The 17,388-nt window shown below is 69.7% G+C and carries 16 protein-coding genes; 11 read left to right on the top strand and 5 right to left on the bottom strand.

Translation table 11 applies throughout. The annotated features are described in order from the left end of the window. Positions 1 to 5: 5 nt before the first annotated feature. Positions 6 to 653, top strand: coding sequence for an NUDIX hydrolase (locus tag AB0I38_RS23500; protein WP_358471457.1), 648 nt, complete (start codon positions 6 to 8; stop codon positions 651 to 653). On the opposite strand, the gene AB0I38_RS23495 is transcribed toward AB0I38_RS23500, so the two are convergent. Further along, positions 630 to 1,148, bottom strand: coding sequence for a HEAT repeat domain-containing protein (locus tag AB0I38_RS23495; protein WP_358471455.1), 519 nt, complete (start codon positions 1,146 to 1,148; stop codon positions 630 to 632). The two genes, AB0I38_RS23500 and AB0I38_RS23495, sit on opposite strands and share 24 nt — an antisense overlap. An 82-nt stretch (positions 1,149 to 1,230) precedes the next feature. Between AB0I38_RS23495 and AB0I38_RS23490 the strand changes: the two genes are divergently transcribed. Then, positions 1,231 to 2,421, top strand: coding sequence for a MarP family serine protease (locus AB0I38_RS23490; protein ID WP_358471453.1), 1,191 nt, complete (start codon positions 1,231 to 1,233; stop codon positions 2,419 to 2,421). Here the strand turns inward: AB0I38_RS23490 and AB0I38_RS23485 are convergent. From AB0I38_RS23485 to acs, 4 genes are all read right to left on the bottom strand, one after another. Next, positions 2,418 to 2,861, bottom strand: a complete 444-nt coding sequence (locus AB0I38_RS23485) for a DUF309 domain-containing protein (protein ID WP_358471451.1) — start codon at positions 2,859 to 2,861, stop codon at positions 2,418 to 2,420. The genes AB0I38_RS23490 and AB0I38_RS23485 overlap by 4 nt on opposite strands. After that, complete coding sequence (locus AB0I38_RS23480) at positions 2,858 to 3,778, bottom strand: alpha/beta fold hydrolase (protein ID WP_358471449.1); 921 nt, start codon at positions 3,776 to 3,778, stop codon at positions 2,858 to 2,860. Before AB0I38_RS23480 ends, AB0I38_RS23485 begins: the two co-directional genes overlap by 4 nt. After that, positions 3,768 to 4,208: a phage holin family protein gene (locus tag AB0I38_RS23475; protein ID WP_358471448.1), complete on the bottom strand. Its 441-nt coding sequence runs from the start codon at positions 4,206 to 4,208 to the stop codon at positions 3,768 to 3,770. Before AB0I38_RS23475 ends, AB0I38_RS23480 begins: the two co-directional genes overlap by 11 nt. 304 nt (positions 4,209 to 4,512) lie before the next feature. After that, positions 4,513 to 6,486 carry an acetate--CoA ligase gene (gene acs, locus AB0I38_RS23470; protein WP_358471446.1) on the bottom strand — a complete coding sequence of 658 codons (1,974 nt, stop codon included), beginning with the start codon at positions 6,484 to 6,486 and terminating at the stop codon, positions 4,513 to 4,515. A gap of 294 nt (positions 6,487 to 6,780) precedes the next feature. On the opposite strand from acs, the gene AB0I38_RS23465 reads away from it, so the two are divergent. From AB0I38_RS23465 to AB0I38_RS23425, 9 genes are all read left to right on the top strand, one after another. Further along, complete coding sequence (locus tag AB0I38_RS23465; protein WP_358471444.1) at positions 6,781 to 7,560, top strand: oxidoreductase; 780 nt, start codon at positions 6,781 to 6,783, stop codon at positions 7,558 to 7,560. Positions 7,561 to 8,299: 739 nt separating this feature from the next. Continuing rightward, complete coding sequence (gene ssd, locus AB0I38_RS23460) at positions 8,300 to 9,340, top strand: septum site-determining protein Ssd (RefSeq protein ID WP_358471443.1); 1,041 nt, start codon at positions 8,300 to 8,302, stop codon at positions 9,338 to 9,340. Positions 9,341 to 9,426: 86 nt separating this feature from the next. Then, a complete protein-coding gene (locus AB0I38_RS23455; RefSeq protein ID WP_436838770.1) occupies positions 9,427 to 10,581 on the top strand; it encodes a TadA family conjugal transfer-associated ATPase in 1,155 nt (384 codons plus the stop codon). A gap of 115 nt (positions 10,582 to 10,696) precedes the next feature. Continuing rightward, on the top strand, positions 10,697 to 11,407 hold the full coding sequence (locus tag AB0I38_RS23450; protein ID WP_358471441.1) for a type II secretion system F family protein: 711 nt from the start codon (positions 10,697 to 10,699) through the stop codon (positions 11,405 to 11,407). A 719-nt stretch (positions 11,408 to 12,126) separates the two neighbouring features. Continuing rightward, positions 12,127 to 12,657 (top strand): type II secretion system F family protein, encoded by a 531-nt coding sequence (locus AB0I38_RS23445; protein WP_358471439.1) that lies wholly within the window; start codon positions 12,127 to 12,129, stop codon positions 12,655 to 12,657. Between the two features lie 657 nt (positions 12,658 to 13,314). Next, positions 13,315 to 13,602 carry a DUF4244 domain-containing protein gene (locus tag AB0I38_RS23440; RefSeq protein WP_358471437.1) on the top strand — a complete coding sequence of 96 codons (288 nt, stop codon included), beginning with the start codon at positions 13,315 to 13,317 and terminating at the stop codon, positions 13,600 to 13,602. Between the two features lie 457 nt (positions 13,603 to 14,059). Further along, positions 14,060 to 14,380 (top strand): TadE family type IV pilus minor pilin, encoded by a 321-nt coding sequence (locus tag AB0I38_RS23435; protein WP_358471435.1) that lies wholly within the window; start codon positions 14,060 to 14,062, stop codon positions 14,378 to 14,380. Positions 14,381 to 14,579: 199 nt separating this feature from the next. Beyond that, positions 14,580 to 15,221 carry an Rv3654c family TadE-like protein gene (locus AB0I38_RS23430; RefSeq protein WP_358471433.1) on the top strand — a complete coding sequence of 214 codons (642 nt, stop codon included), beginning with the start codon at positions 14,580 to 14,582 and terminating at the stop codon, positions 15,219 to 15,221. Between the two features lie 458 nt (positions 15,222 to 15,679). Further along, on the top strand, positions 15,680 to 17,347 hold the full coding sequence (locus tag AB0I38_RS23425; protein WP_358471432.1) for a hypothetical protein: 1,668 nt from the start codon (positions 15,680 to 15,682) through the stop codon (positions 17,345 to 17,347). Positions 17,348 to 17,388: the final 41 nt, after the last annotated feature.

Genomic DNA, 17,388 nt, shown 5'->3' with positions numbered 1-17,388 from the left:
ATGGCGTGACGGTGATCCCTGACTGGCTCGACAGACTGGCGGCGCGGGCCGTGCACCTCCCCGCTCCCCACAGCCTGCGCCCGCCCGCCGTGGGCGGCAGGCGGGCGGCGGTGCTCATGCTCTTCGGCGAAGGGCCGCTCGGCCCCGACGTGCTGCTCATCCAGCGCAGCAGGCTCGGCCGCAGGCACGCGGGCCAGCCGGCCTTCCCCGGCGGCGGCATCGACCCCGAGGACGACGGCCCCATCGAGGCGGCCCTGCGCGAGGCCAAGGAGGAGACCGGGCTCGATCCGCGCGGCGTGCGCGTCCTCTGCACGATGTCCGAGCTCTACCTGAGCCGCAGCGACAACCGGGTCACCCCGGTCGTCGGCTGGTGGCACCTGCCGTCCGCCGTGCACGCGGCGTCGCCCGACGAGGTCGACTCCGTCGAGCGGGTGCCGATCGCCGAACTGGTCGATCCGGGCAACCGGTTCACGCTGTGCCACCAGGCCAGGTTCATGGGGCCGGCCTTCCGGGTTCGCGGCATGCTGGTGTGGGGGTTCACCGCGATGGTGCTCGACCGGGTCATGCGCGAGGGCGGGCTGGAGCGGCCCTGGGATCCGGCGCGGGTGGAGCAGCTGCCGCCGGACGTGCTACAACTCGCCACCCGTGGTTAGCGCCACGCCGAGCGAGGCCCAGCCGGACACGTCGGCGTCGCCGTCGGCGGCCAGCCGGCGCAGCGCTTCCAGGCCGGCCCGGTCGGGCGGGTTGCCCAGCACGTGCTGGAGCGCGTAGGCGGCGCCGTACCTCACCCGGGCGTCCTCGTGGGCGGCCAGGTCGATCACCGAGGGCAGCGACCGCGGGTCGGCCAGATGGCCGAACGCGATGAGCACCGCGTAGAGCACCATGGCGTCCTCCTCGCTGGCAGCCAGGTAGCGCAGCACGGGCAGCGCGCGGTCCACGAACCTGCCGAGCATGCCCATGATGTCGATCCCGAGCAGGCGCTCGCCGACGTCGTCCGACGCGCACAGCCGTCGCGCCTCGATGAACGACTCCATGTCGCCGCGCCGCCGCAGCTCGGAGATCACGTGCCAGCGCAGCGGACCGTCGGGATCGGGATCGCCCAGAGCCACCTCGACGAGGCAGCGCGCTGTTCCCTCGGTAGGCGACATAGGCCTCAAGGTAGTCATCCGCGAAACGCCGTCATGGACGAAGACGTGCACGCTTGACCGTATCGCTGGTTACCTTTGAACCGTGCGCGGTGATCTGCTTGACCTCATATTGATCGGCCTCGTGATCGCCTTCGGCGTCTCGGGTTACCGGCAGGGCTTCATCATCGGCGTCATGAGCTTCGTGGGTTTCGTGGGAGGGGCGGTTCTCGGCGTCTTCATCGCGCCGCCGATCTCCAAGGCCGTCGTCGACGGCGACACCCCCCAGGCCCTGCTCGCCATCGTGATCGTCTTCCTGGCCGCCACGATCGGCCAGTTCGCGTCCTCGACCATCGGCGCCGTCGTGCGCAGCCACGTGACGTGGGAGCCCGCCAAGGTCGCCGACGCGGTCGGCGGCACGTTCGCCAGCGCGCTGTCGGTGCTCGTGATCGCCTGGCTGATCGGGTCGCTGATCGTCTCGACGTCGTTCGCGCCGCTCGTCGAGCAGGTGAAGAACTCCATGCTGCTGACCACGGTCGACGACGCCATCCCACAGGCCGCGCGCAACTGGCAGCAGCCGTTCAAGAAGTTCATCGACCGCTCGGAGTTCCCGCCGGTCTTCGACGCCATCGGCGCCGACCGGCTGGTCGACGTGCCGCCCGCGCCGCGTAGCGTGCTGCAGGGGGCCAAGCTCGGGCGCGCGCAGCGGGCCATCGTCAAGGTGCAGGGCAACGCGGAGAGCTGCAACAAGCACATCGAGGGCACCGGCTTCGTCTACGCCAAGGACCGCATCATGACCAACGCGCACGTGGTCGCCGGCGTGACGCGCGACCTGCAGGTCCTCGACTCCACCAACAAACGCCACAACGCCACGGTGGTGCGCTACAACCCGCAGCGCGACATCGCCATCCTGTACGTCCCCGGGCTCGGCCTGCCGCAGCTGGCCTTCAAGAACGACGGCGGCAAGGGCGACAACGCGATCATCGCCGGGTTCCCCAAGGGCCACGGCTTCACCGCCGAGCCGGCCCGCATCCGCAGCCGGCTCGAAGCCCAGGGCCCCGACATCTACCGCAGCTCCAACGTCGAGCGCGAGGTCTACTCGATCCGCGGCAAGGTGCTGCCCGGCAACTCCGGCGGCCCGCTGCTCACGGTCGACGGCCAGGTCTACGGCGTGATCTTCGCCGCCGCGGTCAGCCAGGAGGACACCGGCTACGTGCTCACCGCCGCCGAGGTCAAGCCCGACGCCGACCAGGGCCGTAACGACACCACCCCGGCGGGCACGCAGGACTGCGACTAGCCGGGCAGCGCGGCCAGGACCAGCGCGATGGCCTGCCCGGGGTCGCTGTCGTCGCTCAGGCCGGAGGCCGCCCGGCCCACCTCGTCGTACGGCAGGCCGTACGCCTGCACGCGGGCCGCGCCGCGGCCGAAGAGGGTCAGGGCCCCGCGCCCGTTGCCGCGTTGCAGGTGGGTGAGGCCGACGCAGATCTGCGCGAGCCCCTGCCACAGATCGCGTTCGTCGTCGGGCGCGCACTTCCAGCGGCCCTCGAACACCTCGTGCGCGTTGAACGGCAGACCCTCGGCGAGGAAGCGGCGGCCGTCGGCCAGCGCCTGCTCGGTGCTGGGGGCGTAGTCGTCGGGCACCCGGTCCACCCCCGGCGCGCCGTGGGGCAGCGGCCTGCCGAAGGCGTCGCGGGGCCGGGCGCTGCGCGGCCTGCCGTCGGGGTCGCGGTCTCTCATCGGTCGGGCTCCGGATCGGACAGCCAGCCGATCAGCTCCGCGTCGAACATCTCGGCCACCTCCTCATGGGGATAGTGTCCCGCCCCTTCCATCAGCCTCCACCGGTAGGGGGCGGCGACGTAGCGGCTCGAACCCTGCGCGGTGCGCGGCAGCACGCGGCGGTCGAGCGCGCCGTGCAGTTGCAGGGTCGGCGCCTCGATCTGGGTGCGCATGGTCCGGGCGTAGCGCCGCCCGTCGGGCCGGAACTGCGAGCGGCCGAACCAGCGGTGGTATTCGAGCGCGAGGTGGGCCACGGCCGGGATGCGGAACGCCTCGCGATAGGTGCGGGCCGTCTCGGGGTCGGGCCAGCCGGGGACGGACCACCGGTCGAGCAGCCGGCCGACCAGCGACGCGCCGTCGCGGGTGAGCCGATGCTCGGGCAGCAGCGGCAGTTGGTAACCCAGCGCGTGGGCGCTCGCCCTTAACTGGCCGAACGGCTCGGTGAGCAGGGCGCTGCGCAGCCGCAGAGGGTGCGCCGCCGACACCGTCACCAGGCGGTAGACACTCTTCGGTTCGAGCACCGCCATCGTCCAGGCCAGCAGGCCGCCCCAGTCGTGGCCGACCACGATCGCCCCGGTCTCGCCGAGCGCCCGGATCAGGCCGGTCGCGTCGCCCGCCAGCGTGGGCAGGTCGTAGCCGCGCGGCGGCTTGTCGCTGCCGCCGTAGCCGCGCAGGTCGACCGCCACCGCCCGGTAGCCGGCCGCCGGGAGCGACTCGAGCTGGTGGCGCCAGGTCCACCAGAACTGCGGGAACCCGTGCAGCAACAGCACCAGCGGGCCGTCGCCGGCCTCCACCACATGGAAACGGGTGCCGCCCGCGTGCACCTGCCGGTGCTGCCAGGGGCCCTCGATCTGGACGACCGACTCGTCAGGCGCCATCTCGGCTCACCGGCTCACGATGCAGACCGACCAGGCCGGCCGTCGACTCCTCCGGCGTGGCGATCTCCTTGAGGTCCTTGATCGACTGGGTGGTGCGCTTCATGCCGGACAGCCCCTTGAGACGCTTGATCCCGAGGAACACCGCCAGCCCGGCGAGCAGTAGGTAGATCACCGTCACGATGAGGAAGGACACCCAGGTGGGCAACCACTGAGCCAGGAAGTAGGCGCCGGCGAACGAGACGAGGATCAGGCACAGGTGCGCCATGAAGGCGGCCGCGGCGAACATCCCGCCCGCCGTGCCGACCCGCTTGGCATCGAACCTGAACTCGGCCTTGGCCAGCTCGATCTCCGAGCGGACCAGGGTCGAGATGTGGCTGCTCGCCTGGGCGACCAGTGAGCCCAGGGATTCTTCCTCGGGAGTCTGCGGCATGAACGTCTCCTATCGAGGCCTGGTGGCCGTGTCAAACATCATCCAGTTCATCGCGCCCCTTGAGTACCCGTATGGAAGGCGGCGACGCCCCGACCTCGGACGGTCTCGCCAGGCCTGGCCGTACGGACTGTCAGGCGCCCCCGAACACGCCGGGGAACGTACCTAGGGTCCCGGCATCCCTTCCACACCTACCCGATCGACGAAGATACCGCCGCGAGGGTAGGCGTGCGCTTTTGCCCTGCCCCCACACGAACAGACCGCTCATCCCGAAATTTCGGGATGAGCGGTCTGTCGATGCCGGGGGTCAGTCCTCCGACTTGGCGCTCGGCAGCTTCTCCGAGATGAGGTTCATCACCGTGCTGTCGGCCAGCGTGGTCACGTCGCCGATGCTGCGGTTCTCCGCCACGTCGCGCAGCAGCCGCCGCATGATCTTGCCCGAACGGGTCTTGGGCAGCTCGGGCACGATCAGGATCTGGCGCGGCTTGGCGATCGGGCCGAGCGTCTTGGCCACGTGGTTGCGCAGCTCGGCGGCGATGTCGGCGTCCTCCTCGGCCGAGCCGCGCAGGATCACGAACGACACGATGGCCTGGCCGGTCACCGGGTCGGTGGCGCCCACGACGGCCGCCTCGGCCACCTTCGGATGGCTGACCAGCGCGCTCTCCACCTCGGTCGTGGAGATGTTGTGACCGGAGACGAGCATGACGTCGTCGACGCGGCCGAGCAGCCACAGGTCGCCGTCATCGTCCTTCTTGGCGCCGTCGCCGGGGAAGTACATCCCCTCGAACCTGCTCCAGTAGGTGTCGATGTAGCGCTGGTCGTCGCCCCAGATCGTGCGGAGCATGGCCGGCCACGGGTCGCGGATCACCAGGAAGCCGCCGCCGCCGTCGGGGACGCTGTTGCCCTGGTCGTCGACCACGTCGGCGGTGATGCCGGGCAGCGGGCGCATCGCGGCGCCGGGCTTGCCGTGCGTGATGCCGGGGAGCGGGCTGATCATGATGGCGCCGGTCTCGGTCTGCCACCAGGTGTCGACGACGGGGCATCGGTCGCCGCCGATGTTGTGGCGGTACCAGACGTACGCCTCGGGGTTGATCGGCTCGCCGACCGACCCGAGGACGCGCAGGCTGGACATGTCGAACTTGGCGGGGATCTCGTCGCCCCACTTCATGAACGTCCGGATCGCCGTGGGGGCGGTGTAGAGGATGCTGACCTGGTACTTCTGCACGATCTCCCAGAACCGGCCCCGGTGCGGGGTGTCGGGAGTGCCCTCGTAGATGACGCTCGTCGCGCCGTTGGCCAGCGGGCCGTACACGATGTAGGAGTGGCCGGTCACCCAGCCGATGTCGGCGGTGCACCAGTAGACGTCGGTCTCGGGCTTGAGGTCGAAGACCGCGTCGTGGGTCCAGGCCGTCTGGGTCAGGTAGCCGCCGGTGGTGTGCAGGATGCCCTTCGGCCGGCCGGTGGTGCCGCTGGTGTAGAGGATGTAGAGCGGGTGCTCGGCGTCGTGCGGCTCGGGGGTGTGCTGGTCGCTCTGGCGGTCGACCAGGTCGTGCCACCAGACGTCCTTGTCGCTGACGGCCACGTCCTGGCCCGTCCTTCGTACGACGAGGACGTTCCCCACCTGCGGACACTGGGCCACGGCCTCGTCCACGGTCGGCTTGAGCGCGCTCGGGGCGCCGCGACGGTAGCCGCCGTCGGCGGTGATGACCAGCTTGGCGTCGGCGTCGTCGATGCGGTTCTGCAGCGCGGTCGCCGAGAACCCGCCGAACACCACCGAGTGGATCGCTCCGATGCGGGCGCAGGCCAGCATCGAGATCGGCAGCTCGGGGATCATCGGCAGGTAGATCGCGACGCGGTCGCCCTTACCCACGCCCAGCTCGCGCAGCGCGTTGGCCGCCTTGCTGACCTCGCGCTGGAGGTCGGCGTAGGTGAGCGTGCGGGTGTCGCCCTCGGGCTCGCCCTCCCAGTGGTAGGCGATCTTGTCGCCGCGGCCCGCCTCGACGTGGCGGTCCACGCAGTTGTACGCGACGTTCAGCTCGCCGCCGACGAACCACTTGGCGAACGGGGCGTTCCACTCCAGGGTGGTGTCCCACCGTTTGGCCCAGGTCAGCCGGTCGGCAGCGCCCTCCCAGAAGGCGAGGCGATCAGCGGCCGCCTCGGTATAGGCCGCCTCTGTCACGTTCGCGGCCGCCGTCAGCTCGGCCGGGGGTGCGAAGCGACGGTTCTCCTGCAGCAGGTTGGACAGGGCCTGCGGCTCGGTGCCAGGGGTTTCCGGGGCCACGTCGTGCTCCTCCTATGGCCAGATTACGTAGGTCATGTCCCACTCCACCAGCTCACGGCCTCCCCACACAAGAGGTCTAGACAGGTCTGTACCGTCAGATGATCTGGTTGGCGTGCTTATCGGATCACATGACAAACGCTATTCAACCGTTGTCCGTTCGAAATGGAACTAACCTGGAACGCGCCAATTCCAGTGCTTCTCGAAGCGCGCTGCGACGGTTTATGGGCTCCCCGGCGACCCCGCAGCCGGGCGCGGTGGTGGGCGGAGCCGTACCCGCAGGTAAGGTCGGGTTCCGTGAGTGACCCTTTGGCCGTGATCGCGCGGCTCCCCGGCGTCTCAGAGGCGGTGGAGGAGGCCAGGCAGGCCGTCGACAGGCTCTACCGCCACCGCGTCCTGCGCCGCGCCAGCCCGGCGGTCTCCACCGAGTCGTCGCTGCGGGGCGCCCGCGCTTCGGCCGCGATCGAGGGCGTCGATGTCCCCCTCGACGCGCTGCGCCGTGACGAGGTGCACGATCCGGTCGTGCAGGGCGCGCTGCGCGCCTCGGCCGAGATGGGCCGTCTCGGCTCGACCTGGCGAAAGGCGCCCCGGCAGGTGCTCGCGCGGCTGCACACGGTCGCCGCCGCCGGTCTGGCCGACGAGCCCGCGCTGGGCCGTCCCCGTGTCCACGACGACGCTCCCGATCCGCTCGGGCTGGGCCCCGGGCCGAGCGCCGGGGAGACGGCGGCGCGGGTGGACAACCTGCTGCAACTGCTCGAGAAGCCGACGAAGGCGCCCGCGATCGTGCTGGCCGCCGTCGTCCACGCCGAGCTCGCCGTCCTGCGTCCGTTCGGTACGGCCGACGGCGTTGTCGCCCGCACGGCCGAGCGGCTCACGCTGGTCGAATACGGTCTCGATCCCAAGTCACTGGTCGCCGTCGAGGTGGGGCACCTGGAGCTGCCGTACGCCGACGGCCTGCGTGCCTACCTCACGGGGAGCCCCGAGGGCGTGGCCGAGTGGGTCCGGCAGTGCGCGTCGGCGGTGGCTCTCGGCGTGCGCGAGACGACGGCGATCTGCGAGGCGCTGCAGCGGGGCTGAGGGGGCGAGGGGTCACGACATAGCGGACGGCGTCTCACTAATGAGACGCCGTCTCACCGGTACACCACACCGGGTTACCAAGCGTGCACCTCAATTCGTCGGAGCGGGTCAAGCCCGTCTCGACGCGCCTCCCGCGGCTGGTCGCGCGTGGGTACCCGGTTGATGCACCCGGACAACTCGTCCGTAGCCCCTTTCTACGACGGATTCACCCTGATGGGAACCCCCAGGAACAAGACCTTTGCCAATACGGGGACCGGAGGGCGCGGACGCCGTCATACCGGGGCCTGGTGGCGCGGTTACCAACCTGTGACGATTACACAGAGTGAGTATCTTTATGTGATCGTTATGGGATGACGAAAAAAACTTGGCGAAAATACGAGATTACTCCTCGACGAAACTCGAGTTGATCGGGCAGCATACGGTGGTATCACCTGAAACTGGAGCGACTGCGCATCGGATTGGTTTCCCGGCCTCTTGCCAGGCTCTGGTCAAGTGATGAAAGCTTTCTTCTGAATCGGGCCCGGCTCTACCCCCCCGGAGCCGGACCGATCAGGCGACCCCCGCTCTCCCCCCCCGGCGGGGGTCGCCCCATTTCTCCCATCAGCCCCGGACCTCTGAGTGATGCTCGTCCACAGGCCGGGTCCGGCCGGGCGGTTCCGTCCACAGAACCCTGTTCGGATCCTCGGCGCGGTCCGGCACTGGAGCATGGTTGGCCTCCCCGACAACAGGGAGGCCCCCGATGAACCGCCCACTGGTCATCACCGAGGATCGCGAGCTGCTCGACGACCTCGTCCGCACAGCCGCCGCAGCCGGAGCCCAGCTCGACGTGGCCCACGTTCCGGCACACGCCCGCCCCTACTGGAACCTCGCCCCGCTGGTCGTGATCGGCAGTGACCTGGCCGACGCGGTGGCCGCCACGGCGCCGCCGGCCCGCGAGCGGGTGCTGCTGGCGACCCGGGATCCAGAGGACCACGACACGTGGCGGCGCTGTGTCGCGGTCGGAGCCCAGGCCGTCGTGAGTCTCCCCGACGGCGAGCGCCGCCTGATGGAGGAGTTCGCCGACGCCATGGAGCCCGAGCCGCGGTCCGGCGCCGTGCTGTGCGTGATCGGCGGCCGGGGCGGTGTGGGAGCCAGCGTGCTTTCGTCCTGCCTCGCCCTGCGCGCCTCCCATGACCACCTGCGCACCCTGCTGATCGACGCCGACCCGCTGGGCGGTGGCATCGACGCCCTGCTCGGACACGAGGAGGCCGCTGGTGCCCGGTGGGCCGACCTCGTCGCCCGTGAGGGGCGGGTCAGCTCGACGGCGCTCCGGGCGGCCCTGCCGGCCTTCGGTGATCTCGCCGTGCTCTCCTTCCACCGGGGTGACGTGCGCTCCATCCCTCCCCAGGCCATGCGCTCGGTCCTCGAAGCCGGCCACCGCGGGTTCGACCTCGTCGTGGTCGACCTGCCCCGCTACCTCGACCCTGCCGCGACCGAGGCGCTCGGCCGGGCGACCGGCGCCGTCCTCGTGGCCACCGCCGACGTACGAGGCGTCCTGGCCGCCGCCCAGGTGCTGTCCGAAGCGGCTCGCCACACCTCCGACATCCGCGCGGTCGTCCGGCCGGGTGTGCTCGACGAAGCGGTCGTGGCGTCCTCGCTGGGCGTCCCCGTGGTCGGCCAGCTGCCCGACCAGCCGCGCCTCACCGCCACGCTCAACCGGGGCGAGTTGCCGAAGCTGGGGCCGCGCACCGCGCTCGGCACCTTGTGCACGTCCCTCCTGCGCGATCTGCTGCCGTCGTGACCTCGGCCAACGCCGGACCTCCGGCCCACCCGTCTGCCGCTCCGCCCGGTCGCCCGTCTGCCGCTTCGCGCGGTCGCCCGGAGCAGGTGAGCGTCTCCCCGGAGCTGGTCGAAGCCGTACGCGTGCGGCTCGCCCGTGCCGGTGTCGAGCCCAGCGCCGCGCAGGTGGCCGTCGCGCTGCGGGCGGAGAAGTCCGTCTACGGCGACGCCGAGATCCTCGCGGTCGCCAGAGCCCTGTGCGCCGACCTGATCGGAGCCGGCCCGCTCGAGCCGCTGCTTGCAGCGCCTGACGTCACCGATGTCCTGGTCAACGGCCCGAGAGACGTGTGGGTCGACGACGGCCAGGGGCTCCGGCGCACTCCGGTGACCTTCACCGACGAGGCCGCCGTACGCAGGCTGGCCCAGCGCCTGGCCGCCGCGGCGGGCAGGCGGCTGGACGACGCCTCGCCCTACGTGGACGCCAGGCTGGCCGGAGGCGTGCGCCTGCACGCCGTCCTGCCGCCGATCGCGTCGGGCGGCACCTGCGTCTCGCTCCGGCTGCCCCCGAGGCGCACGTTCACCCTGCCGGACCTGGTGGCGGCCGGCACCGTCACCCCCGAGGCGGCCCAGGTCCTGACCGCGATGGTGTCGGCCCGGCTGGCCTTCCTCGTCACCGGTGGCACGGGCACGGGCAAGACGACGCTGCTCTCGGCGTTGTTGTCGCTCGCCGGGCCGGGCGAGCGGCTCCTCCTCGTCGAGGACTCCGCCGAGCTCCGGCCCCTTCACCCCCACGTGATCCGCCTCGAGTCGAGACCGGCCAACCTGGAGGGCGCGGGAGGGGTGGGCCTGCGCGATCTCGTCCGTCAGGCTCTGCGGATGCGCCCCGACCGGGTGGTGGTCGGCGAGGTCCGAGGCGCCGAAGTGGTCGATTTGCTGGGCGCCCTCAACACGGGCCATGAGGGCGGCTGCGGCACCCTGCACGCCAACGCGGCGGCCGACGTGCCGCCCCGGCTGGAGGCGCTCGGCTGTGCGGCAGGGTTGAGCAGGGAAGCCGTGCACAGTCAACTCGCCGCCGCCCTCGACGTGGTGGTCCACTTGACCCGCGGCCGCTCGGACGGCCGTCGCCGCGTCACCGAGATCTGCCTCCTGTCGCGGACCGCCGCGGGCTTCGTGGAAGCCGTCCCGGCCCTGGCCGTCGATGCCCACGGCCGCACCAGCCTCGGCCCCGGTTACACCACCCTCACCGACCGGATCTCGCTGTGAGCCCGCCCATCCGGCACGCCTGTGCCGATCTCGATCGTGTGCGGTGCTGCCCTGGGGGCATCGCGGTGGTCCGCGGTGGCGACCCATGCCTGCAGGGTGATCACGCGGTGGGCTCATGACGGCGGCACTTCTGGCGGCGATGTCCACAGCCACGGCCCTATGGCTGTGGACAGGTCCCGATCTCGCGATGGCCCGCCTGCGCGTGCTTACCTCGGACGAGCGGACCTGGCCACGGCCGTCGTTGCGCCGCTACGTCGTGCGTCCCAGCCCCGCGCGACGAGCCGACGCGTGGCGCCGCGACACGATCGAGCTGTGCCAGTCCCTGGCCGCCGAGCTCACGGCGGGCCGCACCCCTGGAGAGGCGCTGACCCGAGCGGTCGCGGCGGTCGGCTTCCCCGATCCCGACGCCCTGCGTCCGCTGGTGGCGGCGGCCAAAGACGGTGGTGACGTGTCGGCGGCCCTGAAAGCCGTCGCGCCTGCCCAAGGCGGCGAGGGTCTGTGCCGACTGGCCGCGTGCTGGGACATCGGTGTGACGGCAGGCGCGGGTTTGTCCGCCCTCGTCGAGCGGGTCGGCAGCACGTTACGAGCCGGTCAGGCCCATCGCCAGGACGTCGCCGCGCAACTGGCCGGCCCTCGCGCCACCGCCCGAATGCTGGCCGCCCTCCCTGCCCTCGGGCTCCTCATGGCCGGAGCCCTGGGCATGCACCCGCTCGACTTCCTGTGCGGCAGCCTGCCCGGCTTCGCCTGTCTGGTAGCGGGACTCGCCCTCGACGCCTGCGGCCTGTGGTGGACACACCGCATGGCCCTACACGCCCAAGCCTCCTGAACCGTGCCCCGTAGGAGGTCGTCGTGCACATCAGAAATGACCGGTCCGTACCACCTGGACACCTCGCCGTGCCCGCGTCCCAGCACGGGTTTCCGTGCGCGGCTGCGTAGATCGTTGGCTCCGCATACGGCAAGGAGCGCTGTACGGCAGCAGCGTTCCACAACCTCAGGTCTGCGGTCGAGAAGGACAGAGGACGGAACCTGACAATGCTCGAACTGCTCTCGGCCCTCTGCGCCGCCCTGGCCGCGTGGCTGTGCGTGCCACCGACGACGCAGGCGGACCGCTTGGCCCGCCTGCGTCCTCCAGTCAGCCGAGCCAAGTCGACGCTCCGCACCGCGGAAATGACAAGGCTCTCCCTACGTGCGCCCGCTCCGGCTCCCTCAGCCGGCGCCGTAGACACGCGACACTCGCGGGCAATGAGTTCGCCACGTCGCGGTCTTCAAGCCAGGACTGCGCCCGGTGCTCCGTTCAGGAGGCTTACGTCCGCACCGGCGGCCTCGCCTCATGCGCATGGGATCAGGCCAGAAGCCACGGCCGTCAGGGCCGCCATCGGCGCAAACGAAGCCCGGCCCTTGGGTCATCCGGTCACGAGTGAAGACGGGTTGCCCACGCCTGGCTGGCTCCAGTCCGGTGGCAAGGGGCCGAGGCGGCTCGACCGCCGGACGGTAGTCGGCTCAGCCATCGCAGGACTCCTCTCCGGCCTGCTGGTCGGTGGGGTGATGGGGATCGTGGCCGGCCTGCTGGTCGTTCCGGTGGTCGGTGTGATCCTGCACAGGAGAGATGATCCCGCCGATCAGCAAACCCGAAGACGGATCAGCGCCGATCTCCCGTTCGCCGCCGACCTGATGGCCGCCTGCCTCCTCGCGGGTCAACCGGTCAGCGCGGCCATCGAATCCGCCGCATCCGCTGTGGAAGGCCCCCTCGGAGAACGCCTCTCCTGGGTGAGCAGCCAACTCCGCCTGGGGGCGGACCCCGAACCCACCTGGGCCCACCTCGCCCGTGACCCGGCAACGGGCAGCCTGGCCAGAGCGATGAGCCGTGCGGCCCAAAGCGGGGCGCCCGTGGCGGATGTTCTCACCCGTCTCGCCGATGACGCCCGAGACGCCGCCCACGCCGCTTCGGTGGCCGCCGCTCGAAGCGTCGGAGTCAAGGCGGTGGCACCTCTCGGGCTGTGCTTCCTGCCGGCCTTCGTGCTGCTCGGGATCATCCCCGTCATAGCGGGCCTCGCCGCCACCATCGTCCTCCCATAGCCGTCCTCCCGCAGAGGTCACCTCCGCCGTCCTCCCCGCAGACGTCACCCCTCCGCCGCGACCGCACCCCACCTTGTCGATCACCAAACGCGGCGGTTTCCTCGACGGCCGCTTTCTCGGCCCCACGGCTGCCCTAAGCGCCCCTCTACCGGCGTTCGAGCGCCTCTCCGGTGGCATCCGTGGATAAGCGCACTTCCAGTGGCGTCCGTGGACTTCCATGTCTCTCTGCGGCGCGGTTTCCACCGTCTCCACGGCGCGGTTTCCACCATCTCCACGGCGTGGTCCACCGTCTCCACGGCGTGGTTTCTACCGCCATGTGTTGCCTCGTCTTCGCGAGATCCTCAGTGCCCTTCCGCGCTCTCTCAGGACATCGCCTATGCGTCGTGTCAGCAGTCCCGACCTGACTTTGCAGCGGCCCATACGGACTCGAAGGCACTCGCATGTGTGTTGGCGGCCCACCTGGCGTTTCGGCGCTCTTGAGGACAGCCGTCACGTCCTCAACGCATGCATCGGTCAGGCGACACACTGTCCACAGCCTGTGTCCCGGCCTTCGGGTTATCCACAGAACGCGACTCGGCCGCTCGGCGTAAGGCCGGATTGGGGGACGCTAACGCTCGCCAGGCCGGACAAGATCCCGGCTAACAAGCACCTGGAGGCATGATGCGGATTGTCGCAACCACCCCGGATGAGCCGAGCACGTCCCCGGAAACGCCATGGACCTCCACGTCAGCAGCTCTGATCAACCGCTGCCGACGCTGGTGGACCTCCAGGTCGTCCGTTGCCACGACGGCGTACAGGGAACGTGGCATGTCCACAGCCGAATACGCGGTGGGCACCATAGCGGCCTGTGCCTTCGCGGCCCTGCTCTTCAAGGTGGTCAGCAGTCCTGAAGTGCAGGAGATGCTCTCGTCGCTGATCGATCGCGCGCTGAAGACGGGCGGATGACGTCGCATCACTCGCTACGTCCGCGGGTGGAGAGCGAGCAAGTCCAGGGTGAGCAAGTCCATAGGAGAAGCGAATTGCCTCTCGACGGAGAGGCCTGATTCTTGGTGCAGAGATCCGATTCCAATGAGTAGAGACCCGCTCCTGACGAGCAGAAAGTCGCTTCTCTGAGGTCGCTTCCCCCTTGGAAAAGTCGCTTCCCCCAGGGAGCACGGGAAGTCCCATCCTCCAAGGAGGAGGCAACTTCCCCGGGAGGGGACTTCCCCGGGAGGGGACTGCTTCCCCAGGAGGGAGAGCTGCCTCCCAGGGAGGAGGTCTGATTCCCAGGAAGCAGCCCCCTCTTGTCAAGTAGCGAACCTCCATGGGTGAAAGGAAGTCGCCTGCTGTGACGGATGTATCGACGCCTAAGACGGCGATCGCGGTTGCCCGGGGCAGGAAGTGGTCGGCGTGTCGAGGCTCGGTGACGGCTGAGACGGCGGCGATGCTGCCTGCGCTCACGATCGTGCTGGCCGCGGCGCTATGGGCGATCCAAGCCGTTGGGGTGCAGCTCGAATGCGTGGACGCGGTTCGTGCTGCGGCGCGGGCCGCGGCCAGAGGCGAGCCCCTGGATCGGGTCGGTGATTACGTTCGTTCGGCAACCCGCCCGGGAGCACAGGTGATCGTGAGTCGCGACGGGGAGCGCACCACGGTGAACGTTTCGGTGGAGGTGCGACCCGCCTGGGGCTCGTCACTTCCGGCCGTCCGAGTTTCGGCCTCTGCGGTGGCCGACACCGAATCCTGATCGGCGGTCATATCGGTGCTCAGTCGTATCCGTTCGAAGAGCATGGTGTCGCGACTCTCCAAATCGCCTCATGTGTAGAACGAACCCACCGCCGCGCAAACCCCCTGGGGTGAGTGCTTCACATATCTGCGCACGTGGTACGTGCTGTCGTGGTCCATAACGTCATCATGCAAAAGGATGCGTCTCCCGTGAGTGGTCTATGCCGTGGTGGCCACGCCGCCATGCGAGATGTGCCTTTGGAAACCGGCATCGGGTTTTGCTTCGCCGGTCACAGCGCCGTCAAGAAAGGTTGACAATGTCTGCCGCGCGTAGAGATCGCGGCTCCGCGACGCTGTGGGGAGTCGCGTTCATGGGGCTCGTGATGGCGGTGGCCTTGAGCGTGGCCACGGTGGGTGCCGCGCGCGTCGCTCGCCATCGCGTGAACGATGCCGCCGATCTGAGTGCGTTGGCCGCCGCCAGACTGGTGATCGTCGATCCTGAAGGAGCTTGCGGGAGAGCGGCGGCCGTGGCCCTGGACAACGGCGTTGAACTGGTCGAATGCGCGATCTTCGACGAGGTGGTGGATGTCCGGACATCACTTGCGATCACCTTGCCGGTCGTGGGCTCCCGCACTTTGACCGGTAGGGCGCGAGCTGGTCCGGGGCGGGCTGATTCGGGCGCGCCAAGCGGCGGGCAGGGGGCGGGGCAGGGGGCGGGGCAGATCAGGGAGAGTCCGACTGAAGCGACTCGGCTCGTCCAGGTGAAGTCGTGTGGTGAGACGACAAAGCACCAGGTGACCCAGGTTCAGGTGAAAGGGGTCACGGTCCAAGCGGAGTGTGTCGGCTCAGGGCCGACGTGCTGAGACGGCTGATGGAGGGACGCGCCATGACAGTGGTTCGCTTCCGTGCTTCGGGCTGGTGAACGGCTGTGATCGGCGGTGGACGAAAAGCGGTTCTGTCTGGACGAAATGGTGGATTAAGGCTGGTCAAAAGACTGTGGCTTATGAGGTTCGTGGTGCTAGGTCGCAATCGAATCACGAGTTCTTGGACGTGGTGTCCAAGAGTTGGATATCTCACATAAGGTTCCGCTTACCTTCGGTTCCATGCCGACTACGACGGAATTCTGAAAGCTCCAGAATCGAGTCGCCAAGGAGGTATCCGGGGGAGCGGTTGATGATCGTGGTCGGCCGGCGGATCGCACTTCCGGTGGCCACGTGAGCGCCTCGGGCGGTCACGCGGCCCGAGGCTCTCGTTGGAGGGACGCGTCGTGACGGTGGTTGGCAGAGTTGTGGCCGCGGTAGTGGTCGTGGCAGGAGCCACCGTGTTCGGTGGATCCGCTCAGGCGGCCGTGGTGACGGAACACGCCGGAGCCGCGGGGCAGATCACGTCGCCGGCCGACGGGCAGGTGGTGTCGAGCGGATCCGTGCTGGTCTCCGCACGCACCGGCGTGATTCAGCTGAAAATGGGCCTGTACGTCGAGGGGTCCTCCACGGGTCGGCAGCAGGTCGCGAGCGGTGGGGCAAACCAGACGATCTCCGGGACCTTCGACGCGGAGGGCGCTCCCAACGGCACCTTCTCCGTGATCCTCAAGGGAGAGATCACCGGCAGGACTTACGCGACGAGCACCTTCAAACTGAGGAGACCGGCCGCGGCACCGAGCAACGTCGACGCCGCCCTTCAGGGCACCAAGAAGATCCAGGTGACCTGGAACAAGGGCACGGAGCCGGACCTCCAGGCCTACGAGGTGTCCACCAGCCAGTCCGGCGTGGTCGGCAGGGTGTCCGCCGACAGCGCGTGCTCGGGCTCCTCGTGCAGGGCGGTGCTCGCCGTTCCGGCCAAAGCCGTGGGACACCGCGTGGGGTTCACGGTCAAGGCGTTCAGAGGCGACGGTGACGGCGGAGCGGTCGGGTCGGGCAATTCGGGTGCCGCGTACGTGACGGTTCCGGCCCCGAAGGTCGTTCAGCCCGTGAAGACCACGAAGCCCAAGAGCGACAACATCACGACGGGCACTGAGGCGCTGCCTACGCTGCCCGGCAAGAAGCAGGCGAAGATCGTCACCACGCCGACCCAGAAGCAGGCCACACCGAAGAACAACGACAAACTGCCCGCGATGCCGGACACCGACAAGCAGGGCAACCTTCCGATCCCCACTGCGGACACCGATGCGGGCACGAACGACAGTCTCACTCCCGAAGGCACCAAGGCCGCCACGGACTCCGAGCCGGTCGACACGAACGTGACGGCTCAGTCCGCGGAGTCGCCGTTCGGGACCATGGGGCAGTACGGCCTCTACCTCGCCGCCGGAATCCTCCTGCTGTTGCTTGCCGCGCACGTCGGAGCATGGGCTCGTCGCCGTTCCCTGATCGCCGATGGCGGTGCCGCTTCCGCGCCCGTCGGCACGCCGCCATCCGGTGGCGGACCCGCCCAAATGAACACGGACAGCATCCCGCCGACCGCGACCGCGACCGCTCCTCGCCGCCCCGCCATCGTCCTGGCCGTCGCCAAGACGCCTCCGGCGGGTGAGGAGCCCCGTCTGAGGACGTCCGGTCAGGCCGGTACGGCCCAGGGGTCTCCCGGCACGCAAGGTCACGAGCGCGTTGTGGGCACCACTCAGGAGCCCCTCGTAGGGCAGGCGCCGGCACGCCCCCAGGTGCCCGCGAAGCCGCGCACCGAACTCCCCGTCGCTCTCCCGTACTACCGGAGCGCCGACGACATGCGGGGCGCCGGGCAGGAGACCGCCCGCCAGGAGCCGTTACGGCTCACCCTCCCCAGCTCGGCGGTCACCGACGTGCCCGCGTCGTCAGCCTCCGCCACCCCGCCCCCCGTGCACATTGAGGACCGCTGGGACGACTACCTTCCCCCAACGCCCAGGTCCATGGAGGACAGTGGGTTCTGGGAGCGCCCTCAGCCGGGAGCAGGCGACTTCTGGTCGGCTGACGAGGAGGGGAGCGCCTACGCCGGTCGGCGCCACCAAGGAGGCGACAGCTGAGCGGACTTCCCGCGGTCCTACAGGGCTCAGTGCTTCTCTGC

It is taken from the genome of Nonomuraea cavernae, assembly GCF_040655715.1.
Classification (GTDB): Bacteria; Actinomycetota; Actinomycetes; order Streptosporangiales; family Streptosporangiaceae; genus Nonomuraea; species Nonomuraea cavernae_A.
This window is presented reverse-complemented; position numbering and strand designations above follow the sequence as displayed.